4 protein-coding genes are annotated in these 3,668 nt (G+C 75.0%); all 4 read right to left on the bottom strand.

The genetic code is table 11. The features are described from left to right. Positions 1-244: 244 nt before the first annotated feature. Positions 245-889 (bottom strand): hypothetical protein, encoded by a 645-nt coding sequence (locus Q0741_RS14300; protein WP_298233880.1) that lies wholly within the window; start codon positions 887-889, stop codon positions 245-247. A gap of 210 nt (positions 890-1,099) precedes the next feature. Beyond that, positions 1,100-1,561 carry a hypothetical protein gene (locus tag Q0741_RS14295; protein ID WP_298233879.1) on the bottom strand — a complete coding sequence of 154 codons (462 nt, stop codon included), beginning with the start codon at positions 1,559-1,561 and terminating at the stop codon, positions 1,100-1,102. Beyond that, positions 1,558-2,898, bottom strand: coding sequence for a FliI/YscN family ATPase (locus tag Q0741_RS14290; RefSeq protein ID WP_298233878.1), 1,341 nt, complete (start codon positions 2,896-2,898; stop codon positions 1,558-1,560). Before Q0741_RS14290 ends, Q0741_RS14295 begins: the two co-directional genes overlap by 4 nt. Further along, a complete protein-coding gene (locus Q0741_RS14285; RefSeq protein WP_298233877.1) occupies positions 2,895-3,527 on the bottom strand; it encodes a FliH/SctL family protein in 633 nt (210 codons plus the stop codon). Before Q0741_RS14285 ends, Q0741_RS14290 begins: the two co-directional genes overlap by 4 nt. Positions 3,528-3,668 lie beyond the last annotated feature (141 nt).

The raw sequence follows: 3,668 nt of genomic DNA, 5'->3' as shown, positions 1-3,668 counted from the left end.
GCGCGGCACGCGGGCCTGGGGCACGGTCAGCGGCGCCGTCTCGGCCATCGCGGCGTGCACGGCCGCGGCATCGATGAGCGTGCGGCGCACGCGCTGCGACAGCGTCCGGGCCGCGGCGGCGGCCGTGGCGAGCTGGGGCATGTTCATGCGGAGGTCTCCTGGATGCCGCTGCCGCGGTGCCCCGGCGCGCGGGCCCGGATCGCCAGGGGCGACGGGGCGGTGCGGTCGGTGCGGAGGTCGGCGTTCACGGCTGGTCGTCGGGCTGATCGGAGTGGGAAAGCAGTTCCAGCGCTTCGTGCGGCAGGGCCTTGGCGCGCAACCGCTCTTCAAGCCGCCCTAGGTTGCGGCGCAGCTCCTGGGGGTTCAAACCGTTCGCGCCGACGGACAGGGCCCAGCGCGCGCCGGCCGCCGGCGCCACGGCATGCAGCGTCACGCCGCCGCCCAGCGGCTCGCGCAGCGAGACCTCGAAGGCGCGCGCGCCCTCCGGGCCCGAAGCGCCGGTCGGCTGCGACAGCTCGCTGCGCAGCGCCGCGGGCGGCGGCTCCACCAGGCCGCGCGCGCCAGGCGTGGCCTCGATGGGCGCCGGTGGCTGTGCCTGGGCCAGCGCGAGGGCGAAGGCGGCGGGCAAGCCGGCAGGTGGCGCCAGAGGCGCGGCCTCGCAGCGGGGCTCCTGGGTGTCGGTTTCGGTTTCTGCTTTGGCCCCGGTTTCCGCTTCGGTCTGGTGGCGGGGCTGGCGCTCCTTGCCCTGGAGCTGCGAGCGCTGGCGCAGGGCGCGCTCGAAATCGGCGACGTCGCGGTTGTCGGGCGCGGCGCGGCGGTCGCCGTCGCGGGAGGCGGCGGGGGCCGGGGCGCTGGTGCGGGATGTAGAAGCAGAGGCAGTGGAATTCATCAGATCGGCTCCAGGTGGACAGACGAGGCAAGGGCCGTAGCCCAGACAAAGGAAGGTCGCTGGGCGTGGGCCGTGAGCCGATTCGTTGCGCTCTCTACTTCGTCATTCCCGCCTTCGCGGGAATGACGGAGCGGTGGGCGAAGCCGGCCAGCTCACGGGCAACGTCCCCAAAGTCATTGCCCCTGTGTTGCCCGTCTCCCGCTCCCAGGTTCACCCCCTGCGCCGTCCCTGGTCCTCCAGCTCCACCTCCCCGCGCCGCTCCGCCGCCCGCGCCAGCTCGCGCCGCGCCTCGTCGGCCAGGCTGCGCACGGCGTCCTCGCCGGCGAGCGCGCGCGTGAGCTCGGCGCGGGCCTTCTGCAGCGCCTCCTGCTTCGCCTCCAGGTGCTCCTCGTCGTCAATCAAGGTCACTTCCAGCCGCTCCAGCCGGTCGGCCAGGCGCTCGCGCTCGGCCGCGGCGATGCCGTGCCAGCGCGGCAGCGCCGCCGCCTGCTCGTGCACCAGGCTGTGCGAGAGCTGCTTCATGTCCTGCCGGCAGCGTTCGATCGAGCGCTGGCTCTGCTGCACCGCGCGCAGTGCCTCGTCCACCTCCAACTGGGCCTCCGCGCAACGCGTGCGCAGCCGCTGCACGCGCAGCGCGCGCAGCCGCAGGAGCTGCTGCGCCTCGCGGATCACCCGACCGCCTCCCGCAGCCGCGCCAGGGTCTCGTCGAAGGGCGTGGGCTCCTCGGCGTGCTGCTGCAGCAGCGCCTTGATCGCCGGCATGCGCTCGATGGAGGCATCGGCCACCGGGTCGCTGCCGGCCTGGTACTCGCCCACGCGCAGCAGGAATTCCACCTCCGCGTGCCGCGCCATCAGCGTGCGCAGCTTGGCCGCGGCCTCGCGGTGCGGCTTGTCCGCCACGCGCGTGAACACCCGGCTGGCGCTGCCCAGCACGTCGATGGCCGGGTAGTGGTGCGCCTGCGCCAGCTTGCGCGACAGGATGATGTGCCCGTCCAGGATGGATCGCACTTCCTCCGCCACCGGGTCGCTGTTGTCGTCGTCCTCGGCCAGCACCGTGTAGAAGGCCGTGATGGAACCGTGCGCGTCGTTGCCCGCGCGCTCGAAGAGCTTGGGCATCTCCGCGAACACCGAGGGCGGATAGCCCCGCCGCACCGGCGGCTCCAGCGCCGACAGCCCCAGCTCGCGCAGGCCGCGCGCGAAGCGCGTGACGGAATCCATCAGCAGCAGCACGCGCTTGCCCTCCTTGCGGAAGCCTTCAGCGATGGCCGTGGCCGCGTAGGCCGCGCGCACGCGCTCCAGCGCCGGGCGGTCGGAGGTGGAGACCACGACCACCGAACGCGCGAGGCCGTCCTCGCCCAGGCTGTCGTCCAGGAACTCGCGCACCTCGCGCCCGCGCTCGCCGATGAGCGAGATCACGTTCACGTCGGCCTTGGCGCAGCGCGCCAGCATCCCCAGCAGCGTGGACTTGCCGCCGCCGGCCATGGCGAAGATGCCCACGCGCTGGCCCTCGCCCACGGTCAGCGCCGAGTCGATGGCGCGCACGCCGGTGGGCAGCGCGGTGTCGATGCCGCGGCGCTTGAGCGGCGAGGGCGCCTCGGCGTGCAGCGGCGTGCTGTCGAGCTGGCGGTGGTCCAGCGGCCGGTCGTCCAGGGGGCGGCCGAAGGGGTCGATCACGCGCCCCAGCAGCGCCGGCCCGCAGGGCACGCGCGCTTCCTCGCTGAGCGCCTGCACCGCCGCGCCCACGCTCAGGCCCAGCAGCGGGCCGTAGGGCGCGAGGATGGCCTCCGGCCCGGCGAAGCCGATCACCTCGGCCATCAGCGGCTCGCGCGCCGAAGCCAGTCCCTCGGCCGCGTCGAAGACCTGTACCTGCTGCCCGATGCGCGCGCGCAGCCCGGTGGCGCGCAGCACCGTGCCGCCGGCCTGCACCACGCGGCCTTGCTCGGCCACGGTGCGGGTGCCGTGCAGGGCGCGCAGGAGGCGGTCGGATTCGGGGGTGGTGAGGGTGGTCATGGCGCATCCTCTTCCGTGGTCCGCGGCGCCCACGCCTGCTCCAGCCGCGCCAATTGCGCTTCCAGCGAGGCGTCGATGCAGCCGTGCTCCGTCTCCAGCCGACAGCCGTCCGGCGCGCAGGCGGCGTCGCCGCGTACCTCGATCTCCGGCGCCTGCATGCCGCGCGCCGCCAGCCGCGCGCGCACGGCCTCGGCCTGGTCCGGATGCACCGCCAGCACCAGCGGCTGCGCCGGCACCACCTCGGCCGCGGCGGTTTCCGCCAGCGCGGCCAGCACCTCATCGGCGGCGAAGCGCCCCAGCAGCTTGCGCACCACCTGCAGCGCCAGCACGCCGGTGTCGCGGCGCAGCCGCTCGCGTTCCTGATCGGCTGCCTGCGCGAGCCGTTGCAGCGTGGCGGCGACCTCGTCCCGGGCGGCGAGGCGGCCTTCCTCCAACCCACGCGCATGGCCTTCCGCGCGCGCCGTCTCCAGCACCGCGGCGATGCGCTGCGCCTCGTGGCGCTGCAGCTCCGCCAACTCGGCGCACAGCCGCTGCGCGTCCTGCAGCACCGGCACCTCGGCCGCGCGCAGCACCAGGCGCGGCGAGGCGATGCGCGTGGCCCCGTCGGCCTGCCACAACAACCAGCTCATGAGTGGGCCTCCAGGGCTTCGACCGACGCGACCAGCGCGCGCGCCGCGTCGGGGGGCAGGTCCAGTGGCGCCGGCATCGCCAGCAGCGGCGACGCGGCGCGGCGCAGCACGGCCGGCTCCAGCGCCGCGAGCAGCACGGCC

The organism is uncultured Azohydromonas sp. (genome assembly GCF_937926365.1).
GTDB lineage: Bacteria > Pseudomonadota > Gammaproteobacteria > Burkholderiales > Burkholderiaceae_C > Azohydromonas.
The sequence above is the reverse complement of the archived record's forward strand: the minus strand, read 5'-3'. Positions and strand labels throughout refer to the sequence as shown.